Source organism: Micromonospora sp. CNZ280 (genome assembly GCF_011759515.1).
The window spans coordinates 515,850-538,453 of the sequence record NZ_JAAOYP010000004.1 but is presented as its reverse complement, the minus strand read 5'-3'; the positions used below and the strand labels follow the sequence as shown (position 1 = coordinate 538,453).

General features: G+C 68.4%; 19 protein-coding genes. 14 read left to right on the top strand and 5 right to left on the bottom strand.

Annotated elements, in window-relative coordinates:
* The first annotated feature begins 39 nt into the window (after positions 1-39).
* The 4 genes from FHX32_RS29610 to FHX32_RS29595 all read left to right on the top strand — a co-directional run bounded on the left by FHX32_RS29610 (position 40) and on the right by FHX32_RS29595 (position 4,150).
* The gene (locus FHX32_RS29610) at positions 40-1,650 is read left to right on the top strand and encodes a helix-turn-helix domain-containing protein (protein ID WP_486481400.1); all 1,611 of its coding nucleotides are present in this window, start codon (positions 40-42) and stop codon (positions 1,648-1,650) included.
* Positions 1,651-1,716: 66 nt separating this feature from the next.
* Entirely contained in the window at positions 1,717-2,775 is a 1,059-nt protein-coding gene (locus FHX32_RS29605; RefSeq protein ID WP_167190531.1) for an asparaginase, read from the top strand.
* On the top strand, positions 2,768-3,232 hold the full coding sequence (locus tag FHX32_RS29600) for a PCC domain-containing protein (RefSeq protein WP_167190528.1): 465 nt from the start codon (positions 2,768-2,770) through the stop codon (positions 3,230-3,232). The genes FHX32_RS29605 and FHX32_RS29600 overlap by 8 nt, the downstream gene beginning before the upstream one ends.
* Before the next feature lie 174 nt (positions 3,233-3,406).
* A complete protein-coding gene (locus FHX32_RS29595) occupies positions 3,407-4,150 on the top strand; it encodes a protein kinase family protein (RefSeq protein WP_167190525.1) in 744 nt (247 codons plus the stop codon).
* 698 nt (positions 4,151-4,848) lie between these two features.
* Here the strand turns inward: FHX32_RS29595 and FHX32_RS29590 are convergent.
* Genes FHX32_RS29590 through FHX32_RS29575 form a run of 4 tightly spaced genes read right to left on the bottom strand, consistent with a single transcriptional unit; the run spans position 4,849 to position 8,643 of the window.
* Entirely contained in the window at positions 4,849-5,505 is a 657-nt protein-coding gene (locus tag FHX32_RS29590; protein WP_167190522.1) for a GNAT family N-acetyltransferase, read from the bottom strand.
* 26 nt (positions 5,506-5,531) lie between these two features.
* Positions 5,532-6,215: a GOLPH3/VPS74 family protein gene (locus FHX32_RS29585; RefSeq protein ID WP_167190519.1), complete on the bottom strand. Its 684-nt coding sequence runs from the start codon at positions 6,213-6,215 to the stop codon at positions 5,532-5,534.
* On the bottom strand, positions 6,212-7,231 hold the full coding sequence (locus FHX32_RS29580) for an acetamidase/formamidase family protein (protein WP_208419479.1): 1,020 nt from the start codon (positions 7,229-7,231) through the stop codon (positions 6,212-6,214). Before FHX32_RS29580 ends, FHX32_RS29585 begins: the two co-directional genes overlap by 4 nt.
* A 5-nt stretch (positions 7,232-7,236) precedes the next feature.
* Positions 7,237-8,643 (bottom strand): APC family permease, encoded by a 1,407-nt coding sequence (locus FHX32_RS29575; protein WP_167190514.1) that lies wholly within the window; start codon positions 8,641-8,643, stop codon positions 7,237-7,239.
* Between the two features lie 461 nt (positions 8,644-9,104).
* Between FHX32_RS29575 and FHX32_RS29570 the strand changes: the two genes are divergently transcribed.
* The 3 genes from FHX32_RS29570 to FHX32_RS29560 all read left to right on the top strand — a co-directional run bounded on the left by FHX32_RS29570 (position 9,105) and on the right by FHX32_RS29560 (position 12,031).
* A complete protein-coding gene (locus FHX32_RS29570) occupies positions 9,105-10,346 on the top strand; it encodes a helix-turn-helix domain-containing protein (protein WP_486481399.1) in 1,242 nt (413 codons plus the stop codon).
* Positions 10,343-11,050, top strand: coding sequence for a creatininase family protein (locus FHX32_RS29565; protein WP_167190508.1), 708 nt, complete (start codon positions 10,343-10,345; stop codon positions 11,048-11,050). The genes FHX32_RS29570 and FHX32_RS29565 overlap by 4 nt, the downstream gene beginning before the upstream one ends.
* A 312-nt stretch (positions 11,051-11,362) precedes the next feature.
* Positions 11,363-12,031, top strand: coding sequence for a hypothetical protein (locus FHX32_RS29560; RefSeq protein ID WP_167190504.1), 669 nt, complete (start codon positions 11,363-11,365; stop codon positions 12,029-12,031).
* 196 nt (positions 12,032-12,227) lie between these two features.
* Here FHX32_RS29560 and FHX32_RS29555 read toward each other — a convergent pair whose 3' ends face one another.
* Positions 12,228-13,616: an aminotransferase-like domain-containing protein gene (locus FHX32_RS29555; RefSeq protein ID WP_167190501.1), complete on the bottom strand. Its 1,389-nt coding sequence runs from the start codon at positions 13,614-13,616 to the stop codon at positions 12,228-12,230.
* An 88-nt stretch (positions 13,617-13,704) separates the two neighbouring features.
* Here FHX32_RS29555 and FHX32_RS29550 point away from each other — a divergent pair, with 88 nt between their 5' ends.
* The 7 genes from FHX32_RS29550 (at position 13,705) to FHX32_RS29520 (ending at position 22,587) form a co-directional block, all read left to right on the top strand.
* Entirely contained in the window at positions 13,705-14,694 is a 990-nt protein-coding gene (locus FHX32_RS29550) for a substrate-binding domain-containing protein (RefSeq protein WP_167190498.1), read from the top strand.
* Positions 14,695-15,513 (top strand): nitrilase-related carbon-nitrogen hydrolase, encoded by an 819-nt coding sequence (locus FHX32_RS29545; RefSeq protein WP_167190495.1) that lies wholly within the window; start codon positions 14,695-14,697, stop codon positions 15,511-15,513.
* A 29-nt stretch (positions 15,514-15,542) separates the two neighbouring features.
* Positions 15,543-16,463 carry an ABC transporter substrate-binding protein gene (locus FHX32_RS29540; RefSeq protein WP_167190492.1) on the top strand — a complete coding sequence of 307 codons (921 nt, stop codon included), beginning with the start codon at positions 15,543-15,545 and terminating at the stop codon, positions 16,461-16,463.
* The gene (locus FHX32_RS29535) at positions 16,460-17,434 is read left to right on the top strand and encodes an amino acid ABC transporter permease (RefSeq protein WP_486481398.1); all 975 of its coding nucleotides are present in this window, start codon (positions 16,460-16,462) and stop codon (positions 17,432-17,434) included. Before FHX32_RS29540 ends, FHX32_RS29535 begins: the two co-directional genes overlap by 4 nt.
* The gene (locus tag FHX32_RS29530) at positions 17,431-18,225 is read left to right on the top strand and encodes an amino acid ABC transporter ATP-binding protein (RefSeq protein ID WP_167190489.1); all 795 of its coding nucleotides are present in this window, start codon (positions 17,431-17,433) and stop codon (positions 18,223-18,225) included. The genes FHX32_RS29535 and FHX32_RS29530 overlap by 4 nt, the downstream gene beginning before the upstream one ends.
* A 377-nt stretch (positions 18,226-18,602) precedes the next feature.
* On the top strand, positions 18,603-20,162 hold the full coding sequence (locus tag FHX32_RS29525) for an MDR family MFS transporter (RefSeq protein ID WP_167190486.1): 1,560 nt from the start codon (positions 18,603-18,605) through the stop codon (positions 20,160-20,162).
* A gap of 724 nt (positions 20,163-20,886) precedes the next feature.
* On the top strand, positions 20,887-22,587 hold the full coding sequence (locus FHX32_RS29520; RefSeq protein ID WP_167185129.1) for an IS1634 family transposase: 1,701 nt from the start codon (positions 20,887-20,889) through the stop codon (positions 22,585-22,587).
* The last annotated feature ends 17 nt before the right edge of the window (positions 22,588-22,604 follow it).

The window sequence follows — 22,604 nt, the reverse complement described above, 5'->3', positions numbered from 1 at the left end:
GGTGAGGTAGGACGGACATCGCCGTGTGCACCGTGTACCGTGGGCGACACCGATCGCTACCAAGCGACCGCCGAATCCGCCCTCCGAACCGGGCACACGGCCGGCGCATTCCGTGAGGTTGGGATGGCCCAGACTCCACGCGAACTCGCACCCCACACCTCCGCCAAGCACTACTTCGGCGCCCAGCTGCGATCATGGCGAGAACAGCGCGGCTGGTCACAAGCGCGGCTTGGCGAGCACCTGCACGTCAGTTCGGATCTCATCGCGAAGATCGAGAAGGCCCTGCGCTGGCCGACCCCGGAATTCGCAAACGCCTGCGACACCGCGCTCGCCGCAGGAGGCGCGCTCACCAACCTGCTTCCGCTGGTCGAACTGGAGCGACACCAGGAGCGTGCCGCCGTGGCCGCCACCGCCCGCGCGGTGCGCGCCGCCGTCTCCCAGCAGCGGCGCAGCACCACGCCAACGGCATCCGCGTTCGCCGCCTCACCGGGTGAGATAACCACTGGTGCGGCGGCGGATTGGGCATCAGCGCTGCCCGGTGTGCAACTCACGGCGCCCCCACCGGCATGGCCGGTTGACCGACTGCTGACCCTGCCATACGGCCGAGCCGTACCCGCTACGACCCTGACCCTCACCAGCATTCCCGTCCAAGACCGCCGCCACGCCGCCCGCTACCCACGGACGCTCAACGGTGGCCACGCCGCCGCCTTCGGCCTGCGCGATCTCGTAGCGACGGAACTGCTGGTCGGCGAGGAGCCCATCCTCGCCGTGGCCACAACGCCCACCCTTGGATTGGCGGTACCGGCATACCGCCTCGACGCCTTCACCATCGGCATCCTGTGGGCTCTGTGCGGCATGGACGACGCTCTCCTGGCCGATGATGCCGCGCTCGCCGACAGCGTCCCCAAACTACGCCGCTACGCCCAACTACCCGGCTCCGCAGTCGGCCGCAACGTCGCCGCCGACCTCAACACCTTGAGCCAGATGTGGCTTGGCTCCGACTTCTGCGCCCGCTACATCAGCCACCGCCTCGACGCCGCGACCGACCAACCCGTGTTCTGGACCCGCGAGCAGTACGGCGAAGAAGCCAGTACCTGGCTGCTCTTCCGCCACAAGATCGATTATCTGCACGCCACGAGCGAACGCTTCACCACACCCACCGCCCCGGCCGCCCGCGTCTTCTGCATCCCAGAAACCGCCGTGCGGGGCAGCCCCCACGCGGAACGCATCCTGCTGCTGCTCTCGGCAGCGTTCATGGAATCCCTGCGCATCGCCGTGCACGTGAGTCCAGACCCGGCGTACGCCACCGTTGAAGGCTTCGTGCTGACCCCACACACGCAGGTTATTCTCGCCGACTGGGTGCGCGCCGACGGACTCTGGCACGTCGACGCCCTCGATCGCCGTACCGCGCTACGCCGCTACGACGACGTTGCCCGCGGCGGCCAAGCCGGCTCCATCACCGCATCGGGCCGGTCCACCCGCCGCCTACGAATCCTCGCCGAGTACCTCGGCCTGGAATGGCCCTGGCTGCGTCGACGCTGCACCGAGCTGGCCGCCGTCGGCATCGAAGGGATGATCCGACCCCGCAGCCGGTTACTGACCACTGACGGGATCAACGCAGCCTGCCGCTACCTGGCCAGCCTCCCTTGAGCCTTCGCTTCACTCAGAAACTGTGACAGGCTGCCGCAGGCACATAGGCACGGACGAGGAGGTGCGGTGGCGGAGAAGCCGACATCGGTTTTGATGCTCTCCCTCGGCGGGACAATCGCCATGACCGCCGGCAGCGACGCTGGCGGCGTCGTGCCGAACCTGACCGCCGAGGAGCTCATCGCCGCCGTACCTGGACTGGCCGAGACTGGTATCGACGTGCATGTCCAGACCTTCCGCCAACTGCCGGGCGCCTCGCTCAGCTTCGACGACCTCACGGCGCTGGCCGCACTGATCGCCGACCGCACCGCGACCGACGGTATGGATGGCGTCGTGGTCACCCAGGGCACCGACACCATCGAGGAGACCGCCTACCTGCTCGACCTGCTGCACGCCGGCGAGGCGCCGGTTGTAGTCACCGGTGCGATGCGCAACCCCACCCTTGCCGGCGCCGACGGACCGGCGAACATCCTCGCCGCGATCCGCACCGCCGCCAGCCCGGCCGCCCGCGGCCTTGGCGCCCTCGTGGTCCTCGCCGACGAAATCCACGCCGCCCGGCACGTCCGCAAGACGCACTCCACCAGCGGCGGCGCCTTCCGCTCGCCGAACACCGGCCCGCTCGGCCACGTCGTCGAGGGCACAGTACGGCTGCTCACCCACCCACCGCACCGCCTGGCCGTGCCGCTGGAGACGATCACCCGGGTTCCACGGGTCGGGCTGTACACCGTATCCCTGGGCGACGACGGCGCCCTCCTCGCCGGCGCCGACGGGCTCGACGGCCTCGTCGTGGCGGGGTTCGGCGTCGGCCACGTACCTCAACGCCTCGTCGAGAAGCTCACCGCCTTCGCGGCGAGGATCCCGGTCGTGCTCGCCTCCCGTACTGGTGCCGGACCGGTCTTGGCGTCCACCTACGCCTTCCCCGGCTCCGAGAGCGACCTGCAGCGCCGAGGGCTCGTCGGCGCCGGCTTCCTCGACCCCTACAAGGCGCGCATCCTGCTGCACACCCTTCTCGCCGCCGGTGCCGAGCCCGAGATCATCGCCGCCGCATTCGCCGCCTGCGGCACCGGCGATCCTGCCCGCTGGCCCTGGCCGGCCCTCAGCCAACAGCCGGAGATGCAGCATGCGTAGCCACGACCTCACGCCCGGCCGCATGATCGGCGTCACGTTCGACCACGGCGAGGACTTCTTCACAGCCCTCGCCGACGCCTGCCGCACCAACGGCATCCGCCACGGCTACATCCCCGTCTTCATCGCCGGCTTCAGCAGTGTCGAGATCGTCGGCACATGCCAACGCCTCGACAACCCCCAGGCACCCGTGTGGGACCGCGTGCACCTGTCCAACGTCGAAGCACTCGGTGGCGGCACCATCGCCTACGACGCGACCGAGGACCGGATCCTGCCACACATCCACGTCAGCGTCGGCCTCAAGGAACACAGCGCCACCGGCCACACCAGCCACCTGCTTGCCGCCACCGTCCAATTCCTCACTGAAATGTTGGTTATGGAGGTTGCCGCGCCGACAATGCGCCGGGTCCCCGATCCCACGTTGTACGACGTGCCACTCCTACAGTTCGGCAACGGCTGATCATCTCAGATGGCGGCGTGGTCTTGTGGGCTGACGGGTTGCCGCGATGCGCGCGAAGGGCAGTGGGCCCCGATCGTGTCAACCATCCGTTTAGCCGCGCAGGCGCGGTAGCCTCTGCGGGCCGCCCACCCTGAGTAGTGAACCCAGGGCAGCTGTTTGCCGTAGGTTAGATCGGTGCTCGACCTGCCACTGTCGTCCGCGTTCGTGATCTTCGACGCTCAGGGCTCTGGCTGCCTGTCCCACGGCATCGAGGTGATGGGGCGGCGTTGGTTCGTAAAGCGTGCCACTACATCCGAAGCCCGGCTTTCGCTGGCGCGGGCCAGCCGACTGCATGCCGCAGTCGCGCACCCGGCGATCGTCGGCCCCGAACAGGTCCTCGATGGCCCGGACGGGCTGGTGCTGGTGTACCCGTGGCACGACGGCAGCGTCCTGAACCGAGCCACCGTCCACGGGTCGGACCGTGCGGCGCTGGCCCGGTTCCAGCAGCTTCCCATCGGCGAGGTGGAGGCAGCCGTCGACACGATTCTTGACGCGCACCAGGCCGTCGTCACCGCTGGGTTCGTCGCGGTCGACCTGTACGACGGCTGTCTCCTGTACGACTTCGTCGCCCGCCGGATGCGCTTAATCGACATGGATGAGTACCGGCCCGGCCCGTTCGTCCTCGACGCCGATCGGTTGCCCGGCTCTCGCCGCTACATGGCGCCCGAGGAGTTCGTTCGCGGTGCTGTCATCGACCAGCGCACCACCGTTTACACCCTCGGTCGCATGGTCGGGCACCTGCTGGACTCCCCAGCGGGCTGGCGAGGGTCCGCCCGTCAGCGTGATGTCGTGGATCGCGCGACACAGAAGGTGCCCGAGGACCGGTACTCCAGCGTTGCTGAACTCATCAGCGCTTGGCGTGACATGACCCAGCCATAGCGGCCTTTCGACGTTGAGCCGGGCGTCGCGCCTCTCGTGGCGCTGCCTCGTCGGAGTCTTCGGCGTGGGGGAGGCCGAGGCTGACAGGCGTCGGTCACCGCGGTCCGGTGCCCGGCCCTTGGATCCCGGGCCGAGGGAGCGCACATCATGATCTCCGATGATGTGCGCGGTGTGTGCTCTCCAGCGGATGCCAACCCGGGTGAACCGGTGCCAACGCGGGTCGCCGCAGCCGACCGCCGGTCGCAAACCGGGGTTCGTGTGCTCCGGATGTGGTCCTGGGCTGGGCGAACGACGGTCCGGGTGACGCGGGCGAACGTGGGCCACTCCCTGCCACCCCAGGTGAACCCCCAGGTCGCTAGACTAGGCCCTCGCGCCCTCGTAGCTCAGGGGATAGAGCATCGGTTTCCTAAACCATGTGTCGCAGCGGCAAGTCAGTTAAGGCCGAGCCAGTGCAACGCGAGAGCCACCAACCCGCGCACGACCGGGTCCCATCCGGGTGCGTTGGCATCGACGTCCGAGCTGTGGGCGTCGGTGAGGACGTCGAGGGCCAGGTCGCGTAGCTGGTAGGCGTACGTCGACGGCCGGCCCGTATACGTATTACAGCGATTCCCCGTGCGACTTGGTCGAGCCCGGGCCAGCGGGTCGATCAGCTGATCCATCTAGCGGTTTACCAGGGCATGCGCACAGGAACTGCGCCGTCAGGTGGTGAGGTTAGGTGAGCGGGACGCTGTCGTAGGGCGGGTCGTGTTGAGGGGCCATGCGTCGTTGCCGGGGTCCGGGTCGCGGCGCATCGGGTGGATGGTTGGTCCGTTCGGGAGTGTGATCGTCGGGCGTGGGGTGTAGCCGTAGCGGGCGTACAGGTCTTGGGCTGCGGTGGTGGTGTCGGCCCAGGAGGGTAGGTCGACGCGGTTGATGCGGCTGCGGTGGTGGGCGAGCATCGCGGTGCCCCGACCGGTGCGCTGCGCCTTGGGTTGCACGGCGAGGAATGCCAGGTGGTAGTGGGGTTCGGTCGGTCGCCGTAAGGACAGTGTCTGGTCGAGGATGTCGAAGCGGTCGGCGTGTGGGCCGGCGGCGTCGGCCAGCCGAATCGGGTAGTTGGCGGGTGGGGGTATGGGTCGGTAGCGGTGGAAGCCGACGGTGGCGGCGGTGAGGTCGTCGGTGAGGTAGATGTCGCCGAAGAACATGGCGTGCTCCACCCAGATGGCGAGGACGTCGGCGAGGATGCGGCGCCGTTGTGCGGGGTCGGGTAGGAGCCAGGCGGCGAGTGGGCTGGGCTGTAGGGCGTCGGCGATGAGGGCGGCGACGGGGTCCTTGTCGGCCCAGCGGGCGGCGCGGATGCGGGGGACGGTGTCCATGGCAGGGGGCTCCTGTGCGGGTGGGGTTAGCGGTAGGTGGCGGTGGCGAGGTCGCCGAGGGCGGCGTCGACGGTGGCGGTGATGTCGCGTACCGGGCGGTGGTGCTGGTGGGCGATGGTCTGCAGGTGCGCGGTGAGGGCGGCGGTGTCGTCGTCGAGGTAGAGGTACGGGGTGAGGCCGAGGACGGCGACGAGGCCGGCGAGGGCGGCGGTGTGGTTGTCGGGTTGCTCGCGCTTGGCGGCGAGGTAGCGCAGTCGGGCTCGGGCGACGATGGTCCATTTCGTGTCGGTGGCGAGGTAGGTGTCGGCGCGGACGAGGCCGCCGAGGCGTCGGCGGGTGGTGTGGCGCAGGATTCCGGCGGCGACGAGGCCGGCGCGGGTGCGGTCGTGCAGGTCGTGGGCGAAGCCGCGGAGCCACACCTTCAGTGGCGGGGCCGTGTGGGCGTAGCGGATGGAGGCGAGTGCGGTGTCGGCGATCAGGTCGCCGACCGGACGGTCGATGTGCAGGCGGAGCCGCTGCTCGCCGGCAGGGTGGGCTGGGTCGATGTGATCGAGGTCGACTCGTCCGGCGAGGAACAGGTCGATCAGGACGGCGCCGGCCAGGCCGAGTGCGAGGGCGTCGCGGTGCAGGTTTAGGTGGCCGGTGTCGTCGTCGTGGCCGAGCAGGAACAGCTCATCCCGCAGGGGTAGGCGGGGAACCGACGCCGTCACGATCCGCCCCCGGCTGCGGCCGCGGTGGCGAGCTGCCGCAACCTGTCGTGCGCCCCGCGGTACGGTGCCGTCGCTGAGGGGAGCAGGGTCTTGGCGACGGCGGCCAGGATCGTGTAGTTGGGGTCGCACACGTTGCCGATCGGCGCCCGTCCCGCCTGCGACACGAGCTGGTAGGCATCCAACGCGTCCAGGCCGGTGAGGGTGGCGGTCCAGCCGACCAGGTCGTGGTGGGCGATCCGGTAGGCGTCCTCGAGAGGGCGGGCCGCTCCGATGGACATGACCTCGCTGTCCGTTTCCAGCCGAGGCCACGGCGTCGCCACGCCTTTGATCACCTCGACGATGAGGGTGGTGGTGGTCGCGATTTCGACCGCGACGCCGCTGGCTTCGCCCTCGCCTTGGCGGGCGTGTCCGTCGCCGAGGGCGAGCATCGCCCCGTGCATGGCCACCCCCAGGTAGAGGGTGGTCCCGGCCCGTAGTTCGGGGGTGTCGAGGTTCCCCCCGTGGGTGTCGGGGACGATGGTGGAGCGGGCTTCGAACCCGCCCGGGGCGACGCCGATCGTGCCGATCATCGGGTCCAGCGGCAGGTCAACGGTGTGGTCGCTGGCGGTGGCCCGGTACCGCACGACCCCGGCGGGCCGGTCGATCTCGTACACCCACACCCGCTCCTCCAATGGTGGTTGCAGCGTGGGGGTGTGGGCCGTGGAGGTGAGGGCGCCAAAGTGCGGGAACGTCGCGGACACACCCCAGTCCCGGGCCGGCGTGATGGAGACGACGTGGATGGCGAGCGTGTCGCCAGGCTCGGCGTCCTCGATGAAGAACGGCCCCGACACCGGATTGAGGTAAGGCATGCGGCACACCCGGGACGGCAGGTCCGCCGGACCGCGGACGAGGCCGCCGAAGCAGTCCTCCGTGACCACCTCAAGCAGGTCGCCGGAGCGCAGGTGCGCGACGGGCATGCGCCCGCCGAAGGTGTAGGCGAACTCGTCCCGCACCGGCCGGTACACGATCCTGTCCATGCCGCTCACACCCGCTCCACGTCACGCCGCGACTGCCGCTCAACAGCCGCCAGACCCGAGAGCGCCGGCCGGCGACCGGTCGCGTAGAGGCCGGCGAGGACCAGCACCCCGAGGACCAGCCAGGCCAGGCCGAGGCGTTGCGCGGCGATGTTGGCGTTGACCACGACGTAGGCCAGGATCGCGAACCCGACCCCGGGCATCACCAGATGCGCCCACAGGTTCCGGCTGCGGCCGCGGATCACATGGTGGACGACCACGGAGATGTGCAGGACGAGGAAGGCGACCATCGCCCCGAAGTTGATCAGCGACGACAGCAGCGTGATCCCGTCCGCCCGAGTAGCCATGTACAGGCCGAGCGCGAGGGACACCGCGCCGGTGAGCAGCGTGGCGTTGATCGGAACGCTCCGCCGAAGCGACACCTTCGCCAGGAAGCGTGGGAGTTGCCGGTCCCGGGCCATCGCATACAGCAGCCGGGACGTGGCGACCTGCGCGACCATCGAGTTCGGCACCCCCCACGCCACCGCCGTCGCCACCGCGCACACCGTCGCCAACCAGCTCCCGCCGGCCACCGCGGCCGCGTCGTAGAACGCAGTCCCGTCCGGGTCGCCGGCGGTCTGCAGGCCCGTCGGGTCGGGGACGAGCATGGCGGTCAGCCACGTCTGGACGATGAACAGCACCCCCGCCAGGACCAGGACGGCGGCCATCGCCCGGCCGATCTGCCGCGACCCGTCCCGGGTCTCCTCGGCCAGCATGCTGATGCCATCGAAGCCGAGGAACGACAACACCGCGATCGACACCGCCCCCGCCACCACCGACCAGGTGAACGTGTCCGGGTTGTAGAACGCATCCCCACTGAACCGGCCCTTCCCCACCGCCAGAGCCCAACCCGCGACAGCGAGGAAGATCGCCAAGACGATCAGCTCACCGACCAGCATGACTCGGGTGACGACCGCGGTCATCCGGATACCAACCGAGTTGACGACCGTGTTCACCGCGACGAACCCGAGCAGCCACACCCACACCGGCACCGCCGGCACGCTCGCGTGCATCGCCACCGACGCCACCAGATACAACAGCCCCGGCACGAGCACGTAATCGAGCAGGATCACCCAACCCGCCAGGAAACCCATCGGCGGGCTGATACCGCGGCCGGCGTAGTTGTAGACGCTGCCCGACATTGGGAACGCCTTCACCATCTGCGCATAGGAGAAGGCCGTGAACACCAGCGCCACCACACCGATCGCATAGGCCAGGGCCACCATCCCGCCCGAGCCGGCGTACACGCTGCCGAAGATCGCCATCGGCGCGATCGGCACCATGTACACCAACCCATACGACACCAGATCCCGGAACCGCAGCTGCCGACTCAACTCCTGCTGATAGCCGTAGCGCGACAGCTCGTGGTCGTACATCAACTCACCTTTCGCTCAGCAGTTCGGACTATGGAGGCGAAGAAATGTCCTCCACGCCGTGGTTGCGCCTCAGCCCGTCGCGGCGACGCAGCCACGACAACACCTAATGATTTGAGTCCCGATGTCGGTAAGTCCGGAGACGCGATCGTGACAACAGGCCGACACGGAGCGCCATGATGCGACGTAAACAAAGAGCAGTCAGCGAAACCAGGATTAGGACGAGCCGGATTAGCCTGAGCCGGGGCGTGCCTCCTGCGCTTCAGAAGTGCAGCGGACCAGCGCCACGGCTTGAGGCCATAGCGAATGCGAATGTCGGTTCGATTGTCGACACCTGCCGACAACCCTTATCGACATTGGTACTGATGGCTTACGGTGACTGTGCCGAGCGTCGCAGCGTGACGCTAGATTGGCGGTGAGCCATGGCTTGCAGGCGATTCGCTGACGATAAGGTGGCCAGCGCGATGAGCGTCCGCGGTACCGAGACCTGGAGACTGCTGGGCAGCCGCCTCGCAGAGCTACGCCGAGCCGCGGGCTACAACCAGCACACCTTCGCGCCCCTCACGGGGTACTCGCGCAGCACCATCGCCAACATCGAGACGGGCCGCCAGCAAGCGCCCCGAGCGTTCTGGCAGCGCTGCGACCAGGTGTTGGCCGCCAGCGGCACCTTGGTGGAACTGTACGAACAACAGGTCCGCCGATCGAGCGCTGCGCTCAACAAGGCCCTCGAGACGACGCTGTCCGCTCTAACACCGCCTGAAGCGCAGGAAGGGGCCGCGCTGACCATCACCGGCCCCATCGACCCGGGCATGGTTCCCCACTGGCGCAACATGCTCAGAATCCTTGCCGCCTCCCACGACGCATTCGGCCCTCGCAGGCTCCATGACGTCGTCCGCGGAGAACTCAACATCATCCAGCAGCACCGCGCGGCCGCGAGCGGACAGACCCTCCGTGAGTTGCTGCGTGTCGAGTCGCGGTGGGCTGAATTCGCCTCCTGGACAGCCGACAACCTGGGAGACAGCCACGACGCGGGCTACTGGCTCCGGCAGGCGCTGTCCATGGCCCGAGAAGCCCGGGACAGCACCATGATGGCCTACGTACTGATGCGTCAAGCCCAACGCGCCGCCGAAAGACGGGACACCGCGAGCGCGCTCGCATTCGCTCACGCCATCAACAGCAGGTCAGACATGACTCCTCGCGACCGCGCCCTGTGCGCCGTCCGAAACGCCCAAGCGAACGCCCTCGCAGGCCACCAGCAGCAGTGTCAGCTAGCCCTCCGGCAAGCGCACAAGCTCGTCACAGACGCCGAGGAGCCTGACGACCCCGACACGATCGGCCGCCACTGCGTACCTTCCTACGTCATTGCCCACGAGGGCCATTGCCACCTCCTCCTCGGTCAACCGCGGCAGGCCGTCGTCGTACTCGAGGAGGTGCTGCGCGCCTGGCCAGCGGCATACCGACAAGACGAGGGACTCGCCCGGACCTGGCTGGCAACCGCCTTCGCTCAACTGGGACGCGCAGAGGAGGCAGTGGAGCAGGGCGAGATCGCCCTCAACCTGGCAGTGGAGGCAGGCTCCAAGCGGCTGACCAACGCGCTACACCACGTCGCCCAGGGGCTCGCATCACTCCGTTCATCGCCCCGGGCCCACCAGTTCCGTGCTCGGTACACCCTCGTACAGCAAGTCGCCGGCACAATAGGCCGGTGAACCTCTGGACAACCGCCACAGCCACCGACGAGGCAAACCGCGGAGCGTCCGTCGCTGTCCTACCAATCGGCAGCTTCGAGCAGCACGGCTCCCACCTCCCGCTGGCCACCGACACCATCGTCGCCAGCGCCATCTCAGCCGAGGTGGCGAGTCAATACAAGCTGCTGCTGCTACCGCCGATCACGATCTCCTGTTCACACGAACACTCGGCCTGGCCCGTCACTGTAAGCATCAGCGCACGCACCCTTGACGCGATCATCTCGGACGTCACCGGCTCACTTCGGCGCTCCGGTACCCACCACCTCGTTCTCGTGAACGGCCACGGCGGAAACTACGTGCTGTCCAACATCGTGCAGGAAGCCAACGTCGCTGGACCGCGGCTAGCGCTGTTCCCCAACCGGCACGACTGGGAACAGGCCCGGCGGGACGCAGGCCTTGCAACGACCGCTCACGACGACATGCACGCAGGCGAGATCGAAACGTCGATCCTGCTGCACGTCGCACCAGAAACCGTCCGTCCTGCCTACCGGCAAGCCGATCACGTTGCTGAGCGGCCCCATCTACTCACACTGGGCCTGCACGCATACACCGAGACTGGGGTGATCGGACGCCCCTCACTTGCTAGCGGCGAGAAGGGGCGGACGGTCCTCGCAAGCCTCGTTGGGAGCTTCAAGAGCACCTTGGACCACCTCATCGCCGGGTAAGGCGGAGCGCGCCGTGGTACGCCCTTGATCTCGTGCCGGCGACATCCGCAAGCCTCGTTTGCATCGGGCTCGGACACACCAGTTTGGTCGGTCTTCAACCGCGCCCCGGGAATCGGTCACAGCGCCGGCAGCCAATGAGCTGGAACGCCTGCTCCGGGCAGTTGCGCTCCTCGCCAGGTGCGTAGGGGGCACGTCAAACGTGTTGTAGCCGAGCCACTCCTTCTCGTCATACAGGCTTCCGGATCGGTGATTCGGTTGGGCATGAGTGCCCACGCGGCGGACACTGTCGCTGGCCGTCCCTATGGTGCCGCCATGACGATCAAAGACGGTTGGATCTCGTTCGATCTCGGCAGGTTCCGCAGCCACGAGGTCGATTTCGCCACGTACAGCGGCAGCTCCCACACGGCGCTGCCGGCGCTTCCCCTCGGGCATCCAGGTGGTCTGCACAGCTGGATGCGGGAGTTGGTGCCACTCGGTGAACGCGCTGCCGGTCAGTACGGCCTGGACACACTGACCCACGGCTCGCCCGTGTCCGAGAATGTTGCGGCCTTGCCAGAGCAGTTCGTCGCGTTCATGGCTGATCCGGTGCTGCGCGATTCGGTACCGACCTGTACGTCGTGTTACTGGGCTTCCGATCTTCCGTCGGCGCCGAGCCCCGTCCACCATGGCGCGCAGCTGGTGCGGTTCCTCAACGACCAGCAGGGTTGTCTGTTCTGGTATCTGCACCTGCTGCCAGACGGCCGCCACGAGGTCCTGTGCGGTGGCGAGGCGTACGACCTGCGGGTGGTCCCCCAGGAGGAAGCGCATGAGGACCTGGTGCGCGTGGCCGACGACTTCGACCGGTTCATTGCCCGGTTCTGGATCGAGAACCTTGCCTGGTACGAAGTGGTGGGACAGAAGCGATCCGATGAGGATCTCTCCGAACCGGTCTGGGAGTACGTACGCCAATATGCCTCTGCGGACCCGTCGGCCGTCGGGTGACCAACAAACGGCGCGGTGGCAGCTCCGCTGGGCTGACACCACGCCTTCGTCCTCACCCTGCTGCTACCACCAGCGCACACCCTGCACTGGTCGGCCTGGCGACGGGCATCCCAAGCCCGAGCCCGACGATCCCACTACCAGCGCAGACTCGGTCCCTACGCCAGTGAGCTGCCTGGCTGTCGTTGATGGGACCTGTTCAGCGTCGGGTGGTCGGCTGTCCGGGGTCATGCTCTTCGAAGGCGGCGAAGGCGAGCAGGTCGGCTACCTCGTCGACGTGGTCGTGAAGCCGACTGGTCGCGACGCGTAGGAAGGGCTCGTGCGGGCCAAAGAAGCAGCGCCCTCCCGGGACGACGGCGACGCCGTGTGCGGCGAGGGTGACCAGTGCAGACCGTTCGTCCTCGACGGGCATCCATAGGCTCAACCCTTCGGTGCCGCCGGTGCGTACGCCGCGGGCGGCCAGCGCCTCGGCGAGCGTCCGCCGTCGGGTTCTGTATGTCTCGCCGGCCCGGGCGACAAGTTCATGGGTGTGCGGGTCGGTGAGCAGGTGGGCTAGGCAGTTCTGCAAAATGCGGCTGGTCCACCCGCTGCCGAATGTCCGGTAGACGCGGGCGCGTTCGACCAGCGGCGCCGCGCCGCCGAGGACGGCGAGGCGCAGGTCGGGCCCGTGTGACTTCGAGTATGAGCGGACGAACACCACCCGGTCGGGAAGGGCCGTGCCGAGGGTGTGCACCGGCCCGGGGGCGAGCTCGGCCAAGCCGTCGTCCTCGATTACCAGGGTCTCCGAATCGCGCAGCTCGGCTGCGAGTTCTGCGCTGCGCGTGGCGTCAACGCTGTGCCCGGCGGGGGAGTGGGCGTGTGGCTGGTAGATGAAGAGCACCGGCTTGCGGCGTACCGCGTCGGCCAGGGCGTCTGGCCGGGGGCCGCGCTCGTCGCAGCGGACCGGGATAACCTCGGCGCCGACCGCGTCGAGGATGTCGAGCAGTCGTGGCGCGGTGGGGTCTTCGACGGCCACCTTGTCGCCGCTGACGACCAGGGTTTGGCAGAGCAGCAGCAGAGCGTCGAAGCCGCCGTTGACGGCTAGTAGGTCCGCTGGCGGAAACGGCCATGTTGGACGGACCGCGTCGGCGAGCCGCTCGGTGATCGGTACGCGGTTGTATTCGTGCAGCTCTGCGGTGCGCAGTGCCGCGGCGAGCGCGGCGTCTAGCGGCGGTAGCAGCGCGGTGTCTGGTACGGCAAGGCGGAGGTCGTGCAAGAGCCGGCTGCCGTGGCGGCCGACCTCCTCGAAGCGGCGTGGGTGCGGTACGTCGGGTGGGCCGATGACGACGGTGCCGGCGCGGCCGCGGCCGGCGACCGCGCGGCGCCGGCGCAGCATGGACCAGGCTTCGGACACGGTGGCGGGGCTGACGCCCAACCGGAGCGCGAGGGCGCGCACGGTGGGCAGCCGGCTGCCGGGAGTGATCATCCCGGCGCGGATCAGGGCCGCCACGGTCGCCGCGATGCCGCGGGCGCTTGGCTCGTCGATCTGGGTGGCCAGCCACTGCGCGTCCAGGTCGGCGCCGCGGGCATCCGGCTGAGTGGGGTTCATGGCTCGTAGTTCACCACATGCTGAGAAGAATGAACAGTAACAATAAAGTTATTGTCTGGCGGGAGCCTGAACTTTATCGTTGCCGGCGATGGCTACCTCACCCACCACCCCGCTCCGCCTCGGCGTCCGGCCCTGGTCACACCTGGTGCCGCTCGCCCTGGGCGAGGTCGGCGCGCCCTCGCTCGACCTCCGCGTCGCGCGCCTCGCCGTGACCCCGCAGCTACTTGACGAAAGCAGCCTCGACGCCGGCGAGACCTCGTTCAGCCGCTACACCCTGGCCCGCGCGGCCGGCGACGACCGGCTCGTGGGCATCCCCGCCTTCGTCATGCGCGGTTTCCGCCACCGCTGCATCCTGGTCCGCAAGGACAGCCACGCCGCCGACGCCGCCGACCTTGCCGGTGCCCGGATCGGAGTGACCGGCTGGCCAGACTCCGGCAACACGTGGACGCGGGCCGTGCTGCGCCGGGCGGGCGTCGACCTCACCGGCGTCCGGTGGACGGTCGGGCCCCTCACCCCCGAGGCGGCGGGCGGTGACCGCATGGGCGGAATGACCCCACCGCCGTGGGTACGGCCCGCCGAACCGGGGGAGTCCCTTGTCGGGGGGCTGCTCGACGGCACGCTCGACGCGATCATGACGCCGTTCATGCCGCCCGGATTCCACCGCGACGACACGCCGCTGCGCCCGCTCTACCGCGATTACCGCGCGGCCGAGGCCCGCTACGGCGCGGAAGTCGGGTTCATCCCCGGCATCCACCTCATCGCCGTCAAGCGCGAACACGTCGAGGCACGGCCGCAGATTCTCGCCGAACTGATGACGGCGCTGCGGGCGTCGCAGCAGGCATGGTGGGCCAGCTACCGCAAGCACGCCGACACGACCCCGTGGGCGCTCGCCGACATCGACGAGACCGAACGGCGGTACGGCCCCGACTGGATGCCATACGGCCTGGCGGCCAACAGGCCGATGGTGGCCGCCTTCTGCACCGAACTGCACGCCCAAGGCATCGCGTCCTCGCCGATCGACCTGGAGGCGCTGTTCCCCGAGTACGTCAAGATCGCCGCTGAGACGGGAGTGGAGTAGATGCGCCTCGCGTTGGGTCAACTCGCCGCGAGCGAGGACTGGCAGGTCAATCTCACGCAGTGCGAACTGCTGGTGCAGCGAGCCGCCGCGGGTGGCGCCGATCTCCTGGTGCTGCCCGAGGGGGTGCTGGCCCGGTTCACCGACGACTTCACCCGGTTGCGCAGCGCCGCTCAGCCGCTCGACGGGCCGTTCGTCAGCGGTCTTGCTGCGGCCACCACGGGCACCGGAGTCATGGTCGTGGCGGGCGTGCACGAGCCGGGGCCGGACGGCAGGGCGTACAACACGCTGGTCGTGCTGCGCGACGGCGAGATCATCACCAGTTACCGCAAGCTGCACCTGTACGACGCCTTTGGCGTCAGGGAGTCCGACAACGTCATCCCGGCCGACGGGCCGCTGGTGACCTTCCCCTGCGCCGGGCACACCGTCGGCCTGATGACCTGCTACGACGTACGCTTCCCCGAGATGGCGCGGCTGCTCGTGACCGACGGCGGGGCCGACGTTCTCGTCCTGCCGGCGGCATGGGTGCGCGGGCCGCTCAAGGAGCGGCACTGGGAGCTGATGGTGGCGGCGCGCGCCCTGGAGAACACCGTCTACGTCGCCGCCTGCGGAGAATGCGGCCCCCGCAACATCGGCCACTCGATGGTCGTCGACCCGCTCGGCGTCGTGGTTGGGCGCCTCGCCGAGGACCCCGACCTGCTGTGGGCCGAGGTGTCGGCGGACCGGCTGGCCCAGGCGCGGCAGCGGCTGCCCGTACTTGTCAACCGACGGTTCGCCGTCGACCCCACCCCGACCGAACCACTCGCCACCACGACGGCCTGACCAACACGATTGATTGAGGAAACATAGCCATGCGCCGTACCACCATCGCGGTGACCGCCGTGTCCGCGCTGCTCTCGCTGTCGCTCGTCGGCTGTGCCAAGGACCCGATCGAGGCTCAGCAGGGCGGTGGGGGCGAGGTCGCCACGCAGCAGAAGAACGCCGCCCTGCACGACCAGTTGCCCGACAAGATCAAGCAGGCCGGGAAGCTGGTCTCGGTCAACAGCGGATCCTTCCCGCCTTATGAGATCGTCGGCAGCAACCGCGATCTCACCGGCGCCGCCGCTGATCTCTCCGAAGCGCTCGGCCAGGTGCTCGGCGTCAAAATCGAGCACGTAACCGTCGAGGGTCTCTCCGGGGTGCTGACCGGAATCAAGGCCGGCCGTTACGACTTCGCGCTCGGCCCGATCGGTGACTTCCCCGAGCGGGAGGCCGACAACGACTTCGTCGACTGGGTGCAGGAGTTCGTGGTCTTCGCGGTGCCCAAGGGCAACCCGAAGCAGATCAAGGACCTCGACAGCGCCTGCGGGCTGCGCATCGCCGTGATGGCCGCCGGCTCGGCGGAAAAGGTGATCAAGAACCAGGCGCAGAAGTGCGCCGCCGAGGGCAAGCCGGCGCTCGAGGTGCAGTCGTACAAGGACCAGCCCTCGTCGGTCCTGTCGGTCAAGTCCGGCCGCGCCGACGCCTTCTTCTCCTCCCAGGCGCCGCTGACCTACTTCGCCAGCCAGTCCAACGGTGAGCTGGAGCTGGCCGGGACCGGACAGAAGAACGGCTTCGACGACCTCTACCAGGGCGCGGTTGTTCCCAAGGACTCGGCGCTGCGCGACGTACTGCTGGCCGCGATGCAGGAGCTCTTCGACAACGGCACCTACGCCAAGATCATGGCGAAGTGGGGGCTCGACGGCAACAAGATCGACAAGCCGGGCGTCAATCTGGCCGGCAGCAAGGGGTGAGCACCGTGGCCCCGAACGCCCCCGCCAGCCACGCCGTCAACGGCCGGGTCGCCGGCACCCCCGAGCCGGTCGACGTCGCGCACGCCGTGCCCGAGCGGCACCCGCTTCGGTGGGTGGCGACCGTCGTGGTCGCCGTCCTGGCCGCGCAGCTGATCCACATGCTGGTGACCAACCCCAACTTCGAATGGGATGTGGTCCTCCAATACTTCAACACGGAGTCCGTCGCCCGGGGTCTGTGGACCACGCTGAAGCTCACCGTCATCGCGATGGCCGTCGGCATCGTGCTCGGTGTGCTGCTCGCGGTCTGCCGGCTCTCCGGCAACCCGCTGCTGCGCTCACTCGCCGCGCTCTACATCTGGTTCTTCCGCGGGGTGCCCGCGCTGGTTCAGCTCATCTTCTGGTTCAACCTGTCGGCGCTGATGCCGCGGGTGTCGCTCGGCATCCCGTTCGGTCCCGAGTTCATTCAGTGGGAGACCAACACACTCATCACCCCGCTGCTCGCCGCGATCCTCGGTCTCGGGCTCAACGAGGGCGCCTACATGGCCGAGATCGTCCGGGGCGGCCTCATGTCCGTCGACCACGGGCAGACCGAGGCAGCGCAGGCGTTGGGAATGAGCCGGATGCGCACACTCTTCCGTGTCGTGCTGCCGCAGGCGATGCGGTTCATCGTGCCGCCAACCGGCAGCCAGGTGATCAACATGCTCAAGGCGACCTCGCTGGTAAGCGTGATCGCGCTCAGCGACCTGCTCTACACCGTGCAGTCGATCTACAACCGCACCTTCCAGACGATCCCGCTCCTGCTCGTGGCCTGCGTCTGGTACCTGGTGATCACGTCGATCCTCTACGTCGGGCAGTCGTTCATCGAGCGGCACTATGCCCGGGGCAGCAACCGCCACACGCCGACCCGGTACCGCGACGTCCTCAAGATCCGCCGCAAGCCGGCTGTCCCGAGAGTGGAGGTGCCCTCATGACCGCAGCCGATCAGCCGTTGATGTCCGCTCGTGGCGTCCGAAAGCATTTCGGGCCACTGGAGGTGCTCAAGGGGATCGACCTCGACGTGCACCCCGGCGAGGTGGTGGTGATCCTGGGTCCATCCGGATCCGGCAAGTCGACCTTCCTACGCTGCGTCAACCACCTCGAACGCATCGACGGCGGCTCCATCACCATCGACGGCGAACTCGTCGGGTACGAACAGCGTGGCGGCCGCATCCACCACCTTCCGGAGCGTCGCATCGCTCGGACCCGGCGCCAGATCGGCATGGTGTTCCAGCACTTCAACCTCTTCCCACACCTGACGGTGCTGGGCAACATCATCGAGGCGCCCGTCGGGGTACTACGCGAGCCCAGGGCAGAGGTGCTCAAGCGGGCGCGTGTCCTGCTCGACAAGGTCGGCCTCGCGGACAAGGCGGACGCGTTCCCCCGACAACTCTCCGGCGGCCAGCAGCAGCGCGTCGCGATCGCCCGGGCACTGGCCATGCGCCCCAAGCTGATGCTCTTCGACGAGCCGACCAGCGCGCTCGACCCGGAACTGGTCGGTGAGGTGCTCGCCACGATGCGAGACCTCGCCGCGGACGGGCTGACGATGATCGTGGTGACCCACGAAATCTCGTTCGCCCGCGAGGTCGCCGACCGGGTCATCTTCATGGACGGCGGCACGGTCGTCGAGAGCGGCACCCCCACCGAGGTGCTCGATCGGCCGGCAAACCCGCGTACCCGCGCCTTCCTCTCGCGGTTCCTCCCGGCCGGACAGCCGACCGCCTGAGCCGTAGCTCAGAGACCGCCGCTCACCGGGTCGGTGGGCGGCGGTCTCGGCTTCTCCCCGTGGAAGCTAATGACTGGACGGCGTCCGAGCGTCGTCACGATGCTGTCGTTCTGGTCGCTGCAGCACGACAACGGCCTTGTCCCGGCGCACGACCAGCAGCGGCCGCTGTTCAGCCCTCACCCAGTCCACCCGGAAGTTCAGCCATACCTCGCGCTGTTTCCCGCGAATGCGCCAACGGGCGTAGCGGAAAGAAGGAGGAGCAAATGAGCACGAGCAGCCGGTGGTAGGTCTCACCGGCAACGGGCACGACCCAGGAATGCTTCGTATTACCAGTAGTTGATCTCAGCGGTTTACTGCCCAGCGGAGGAGTGGCCAGCATGGTGGCGACACCGGCGACCGGCAACAGGACGGGGCCGGCGGATAATGACCCCATCCTGAAAAGCGTCGGCTTCCGCTCCGACCGCGGCCCGGTGCTCACCGCGGTCATGCTCAGCATGGGCCTGGTCGCTCTCGACTCCACGATCATCGCCACCGCGGTTCCGTCGATCGTGCGTGATCTCGGCGGCTTCTCCCACTTTCCGTGGCTGTTCTCGATCTACCTGCTCACCCAAGCGGTCACGGTACCGATCTACGGCAAGTTCGCCGACTCGCTGGGACGCAAGCCCGTGATGTTCTTCGGCATCGCGCTGTTCCTGCTCGGCTCGATCCTGTGCGGCGTCGCGTGGAGCATGCCCGCGCTGATCGTCGCGCGCGCCGTACAGGGCATCGGGGCGGGCGCGGTGCAGCCGATGAGCATGACCATCGTCGGCGACCTCTACACAGTGCAGGAGCGCGCCCGGGTGCAGGGCTACCTGGCGAGCGTCTGGGCAATCTCCGCAGTGCTCGGCCCCACGCTCGGCGGCGTCTTCTCTGAATACCTGTCGTGGCGGTGGATCTTCTACATCAATCTGCCGCTCGGTGCGGTCGCGGCATGGACGCTCGCCCGTCACTTCGCCGAACGGATCACCGGCAACAGGCACCGGGCGGACTACCCGGGCGCCGCCCTGCTCACCGTCGGATTCGGGCTCATCATCCTCGGGCTGCTCGAAGGTGGCGTCGCCTGGTCATGGGCGTCCACCCAGAGCGTGACGATCCTCGTGATCGGCGTCGTTGCGCTCGCCGCGTTCATCGCCGTGGAGCGCCGCGCCGCCGAACCGGTACTGCCGCTGTGGGTGTTCGGCCGCCGTGTTCTCGCCGGAGGCAGCCTCACCGCGCTGTGCATCGGGGCGCTCACCATCGGCCTGAGCTCGTACCTGCCCACGTACGCCGAAGGCGTGCTCGGTACCAGCGCGCCGGCGGCCGGATTTGCCCTTGCAGCGCTGACCGTCGGCTGGCCGCTGGCCGCCAGCCTCGCCGGGCGGATCTATCTGCGGATCGGCTTCCGCGACACAGCCCTCATCGGCAGCGTCTTCGTGGTCAGCGGTGCGGTGCTGACCACACTGCTCCGGCCCGACTCGACGGTGTGGGCGGCCGCCGGAGCGGCCTTCGTGCTCGGCGTCGGACTCGGCCTGACCGCAAGCCCGACCCTGGTCGCCATGCAGTCCGTGGTCGGATGGGACCGCCGGGGCGTGGTCACCGGGGCGAACATGTTCAGCCGGTCACTCGGCAGCGCCGTCGGCGCCGCCGTCTTCGGGGCGATCGCCAACGCCACCCTTGCCGACCGTTTCACCAACCCGCCGGCGGAAATCCGCGGCAGGCTGCCCGACAACGTGGACACAACGAGTCTCGTGCTCGGCGGGCACAGCCAGTCCGCCCAGCCGGCAGTGACCGAGTACGTCCGCGCGTCGCTGTACCACGCGACGCACCACGTCTTCATCGCGCTAGCCGTGCTCGCGGTCCTCGGGCTGGGCGCGCTGTTGCTGATGCCGCGCCGCAGCGACCACCTCACCTTCGAGTAGCTATCCACCGGCGCGACGAGCGCGAGCGCTGCAGGCTCTCATGGATGGCCTGAACCCGCTCCACCGGCATGGCGCGTTTGTGCCTACCGGAAATCTCATCGGAGCAGATCCGGGCGACGGTACGCGGACGAGCTTGCCGACGTTGCGCGACACCAACTCTTCCCGCATCGCATGTTGCAGAGCGTTGCGACCTACCGCGTGGAAGAACTGATTGTGGCGAGCGCTGGGATAGCGCTGGCAGCATCGGCCGACGGAGCAGCAGCGCCGCTCCAACCTGCCCGTTGGTATCCAGGCCGGCGGTGCAGCAAAGGCACTTGCGCCGGAAGTCCTCCATGAACGCCTTGACGTGCTGGACCTAGTAGTGCTTTGTTAGGTCGGCGTGTCATGGGGCGGTCAGTGGGTCGGGAGTAGTTCGATGTTGCGGTGACCCCTGACGAGCTTTCCCTTGTGCGGCAACGGCTTGAGACGTTTGCTGCGGACGTGTTCACCTCGATGGCCCGGTCGGATCAGCGGGCCAAGGGTGAGACGTATTTGCGGGGGCTGCTGTTGCCTGCGTTCCGCAGCTCAGCGTCGATATAGTCGGCGTTGCGGCGTGAAGGCGCAGGTCAAGGCGTTGCGGCCTGGTGGAAACCGCGAAATCGCCTAGTGACACGCCTGCCTGTGTATAACTGTTATGAGCTGCTGATCTATGCCGGGTCTCATAGTCGGTGTACGGTCGTTCCTCGTGTACGTGAAGGCGTCGACCCGCAAGACCCGCGACGGGCAGACGATCCGCTACCTGCAGTTGGCCCACAATGAGTGGGACCCGGCCGCGAAGGCGTCCAAGACCCGGGTGTTGTACTCGTTCGGCCGTGAGGACCAGCTCGACGTGGCCGGTATCCGCCGCCTGGTGGACGCGTTGTCGCGGCTGCTGGCCCCGGCCGACGCCCTGGCCGCGGCCGCGCCGGCCGGGTTGTCGTTCGAACAGTCGAGGCCGCTGGGCGGGGCGTGGCTGCTCGACGGGTTGTGGCGCCGTCTGCGTATCGACACCGTCCTGCGGCCGCTGGTCGGCTCGGCGCGGCGGGAGGTCGACGTGGAGCGGGTGCTGTTCGCGCTGGTCGCGAACCGGGCCCTGGCGCCGTCGAGCAAGCTGGCCGCCGCCGAGTGGATCTGCCAGGACGTGCACCTGCCCGGCCTGCCACATGTCACCGACGACGCCTGCTACCGGGCGATGGACCAGCTGATCGAGGTCGAACCTGCGTTGACCCGCGGTGTCTACGACCAGATCGCCGACCTGCTCAACCTCGAGGTCGACCTGCTGTTCTTCGACACCACCAGCACCTACTTCGAACTCGACGAGGCCGACGAACCGCTGTGGCGCGACGCCTTGGGCAAGGTCGTGGCCGAAGGCGACCCGGCCGCAGTCAAGCAGGCCGGGTTCCGCACGCATGGTAAGAGCAAGGACTCCCGCGACGACCTGCCCCAGGTCGTGGTCGGGATGGCCGTCACCCGCACCGGTATCCCGGTGCGGGTGTGGTGCTGGCCCGGCAACACCGGCGACTCCGCCCTGATCCGGCAGGTCAAGACCGACATGCGGGAGTGGAGCCTGGCCCGCATCGTCTGGGTCGCCGACCGTGGCTTCGCCTCCGCTGAGAACCGCCGCTTCCTGCAACAGGGCGGCGGGCACTACATCCTCGGCGAGAAGCTGCGCGCCGGCACCAGCGAAGCCGACGCCGCCCTCGCACGGCAGGGCCGCTACGCCACCGTCGCGGACAACCTGCAGGTCAAGGAAGTCAACATCGACACCGACGACCGGTTCGTCATCTGCTACAACCCCGAGGCCGCCGACCGCGACGCCGCCGTCCGGACCCGGCTGATCGCCCAGCTCACCGACCTGATCGACGACACCGACCGGCTGTCGGCCACCAAACGCGCCGAGCTCCGCGGCGTGATCTCGACCAAGCCCGGCCTGAACCGGTTCCTGCGCGTCACGCCCAAGGGCCTGCTGCGCATCGACCAGGCCAAGGTCAAGGCGGAGCAGCGGCTGGACGGCAAGTACCTGCTGCGCTGCTCCGACCCAACACTGTCCGCCGAGGACATCGCCCTGGGCTACAAGCAACTGCTCGAAGTCGAACGCGGCTGGCGCGACATGAAGACCACCCTCGACCTGCGCCCGGTGTTCCACCACCGCGAGGACCGCATCCGCGCCCACATCCTGCTCTGCTGGCTGGCCCTGCTGCTGATCCGGGTCGCCGAGACCGAAACCGGCCGCACCTGGACCGCGATCCGCACCGAGATCGACCGGCTGCACCTGGGCGTGTTCACCGGCCCCGCCGGCACGTTCGCCCAGCGCACCGAGCTGTCCCAACCCCAGAAGGCCCTGCTCACGAAGCTGAAGATCACCGAACCGCCTCGGATCTTCGACGCCACACCCGCAACCGCCTGACCTGCAACAACACAACT

Coding starts and splice junctions, on each gene's coding strand:
- FHX32_RS29575 (WP_167190514.1), bottom strand. CDS start 8,643: ATGTACGACCACGAGCTGTCGCGCTACGGCTATCAGCAGGAGTTGAGT.
- FHX32_RS29590 (WP_167190522.1), bottom strand. CDS start 5,505: ATGGACACCGTCCCCCGCATCCGCGCCGCCCGCTGGGCCGACAAGGAC.
- FHX32_RS29525 (WP_167190486.1), top strand. CDS start 18,603: ATGGTGGCGACACCGGCGACCGGCAACAGGACGGGGCCGGCGGATAAT.
- FHX32_RS29555 (WP_167190501.1), bottom strand. CDS start 13,616: ATGAACCCCACTCAGCCGGATGCCCGCGGCGCCGACCTGGACGCGCAG.
- FHX32_RS29570 (WP_486481399.1), top strand. CDS start 9,105: ATGAGCGTCCGCGGTACCGAGACCTGGAGACTGCTGGGCAGCCGCCTC.
- FHX32_RS29560 (WP_167190504.1), top strand. CDS start 11,363: ATGACGATCAAAGACGGTTGGATCTCGTTCGATCTCGGCAGGTTCCGC.
- FHX32_RS29600 (WP_167190528.1), top strand. CDS start 2,768: ATGCGTAGCCACGACCTCACGCCCGGCCGCATGATCGGCGTCACGTTC.
- FHX32_RS29540 (WP_167190492.1), top strand. CDS start 15,543: ATGCGCCGTACCACCATCGCGGTGACCGCCGTGTCCGCGCTGCTCTCG.
- FHX32_RS29580 (WP_208419479.1), bottom strand. CDS start 7,231: ATGGACAGGATCGTGTACCGGCCGGTGCGGGACGAGTTCGCCTACACC.
- FHX32_RS29545 (WP_167190495.1), top strand. CDS start 14,695: ATGCGCCTCGCGTTGGGTCAACTCGCCGCGAGCGAGGACTGGCAGGTC.
- FHX32_RS29550 (WP_167190498.1), top strand. CDS start 13,705: ATGGCTACCTCACCCACCACCCCGCTCCGCCTCGGCGTCCGGCCCTGG.
- FHX32_RS29530 (WP_167190489.1), top strand. CDS start 17,431: ATGACCGCAGCCGATCAGCCGTTGATGTCCGCTCGTGGCGTCCGAAAG.